Raw genomic sequence first — 1,091 nt, 5'->3', positions numbered from 1 at the left:
ATTAAAAGCTAAATTCAACTACTCATCTGTCATGCAAGTCCCACGAATCGAAAAGATTACCCTGAATATGGGTGTGGGTGAAGCATTGACCGATAAAAAACTTTTAGATAACGCAGTAGCGGATCTAACAGCAATTAGCGGTCAGAAACCTTTAATTACTAAAGCGCGCAAATCTGTTGCAGGCTTTAAAATCCGTCAGGGATATCCAATCGGATGCAAAGTAACCCTACGTGGCGAACGTATGTGGGAATTCTTTGAAAGATTGATTACTATCGCTGTTCCACGTATCCGTGACTTCCGCGGTTTAAATGCGAAGTCATTCGACGGTCGTGGTAATTACAGTATGGGTGTTCGTGAACAAATCATTTTCCCAGAAATCGACTATGATAAAGTAGATCGTGTACGTGGTTTAGATATTACTATCACCACAACTGCGAAAAGCGATGAAGAAGGCCAAGCTTTATTAGCTGCTTTCAATTTCCCATTCCGTAAATAAGGTAGGTTATCGTGGCAAAACAATCAATGATTGTACGTGATGTTAAACGTGCTAAATTAGCTGATAAATTCTACGCTAAACGTGAAGAATTAAAGAAAATCATCTCTGATGCAAATTCTTCAGACGAAGATCGTTGGGCGGCAGTGTTAAAACTACAAACACTTCCGCGCGATTCAAGTCCTAGCCGTCAGCGTAACCGTTGCCGCCAAACTGGTCGTCCACACGGTGTACTTCGTAAGTTTGGTTTAAGCCGTATTAAGGTACGTGAAGCTGCAATGCGCGGTGAAATTCCAGGCCTTAAGAAAGCAAGCTGGTAATAACCTCTTTTAATTTGGAATCATGGGAGTAAATACATGAGCATGCAAGATCCAATCGCAGATATGCTGACCCGTATTCGTAACGGTCAAGCTGCGAATAAAGTTGCAATCAGTATGCCTTCATCTAAGTTAAAAGTTGCTATTGCAAGCGTTTTAGCTGAAGAAGGTTATGTTGAGAGCTTCAAAATTGTTGAAGGTTCTAAACCTGAATTGGAAATCACTTTAAAATATTTCCAAAACAAACCGGTTGTAGAAAGTATCCAACGCGTAAGCCGTCC

At 41.0% G+C, this 1,091-nt stretch carries 3 protein-coding genes; all 3 read left to right on the top strand.

Features of this window, described 5'->3' with window-relative positions; genetic code table 11:
* On the top strand, positions 1-496 hold a 496-nt coding region (rplE, locus tag DAE25_RS22645), incomplete at its 5' end, for a 50S ribosomal protein L5 (RefSeq protein ID WP_199907740.1).
* A gap of 11 nt (positions 497-507) precedes the next feature.
* A complete protein-coding gene (gene rpsN / locus DAE25_RS22640) occupies positions 508-813 on the top strand; it encodes a 30S ribosomal protein S14 (RefSeq protein WP_005599304.1) in 306 nt (101 codons plus the stop codon).
* Positions 814-849: 36 nt separating this feature from the next.
* A partial coding sequence (gene rpsH / locus DAE25_RS22635) for a 30S ribosomal protein S8 (RefSeq protein ID WP_107768552.1) occupies positions 850-1,091 on the top strand: 242 nt, incomplete at its 3' end.

The organism is Nocardioides terrigena, assembly GCF_003047265.1.
Classification (GTDB): domain Bacteria; phylum Actinomycetota; class Actinomycetes; order Propionibacteriales; family Nocardioidaceae; genus Nocardioides; species Nocardioides terrigena.
This window is presented reverse-complemented; position numbering and strand designations above follow the sequence as displayed.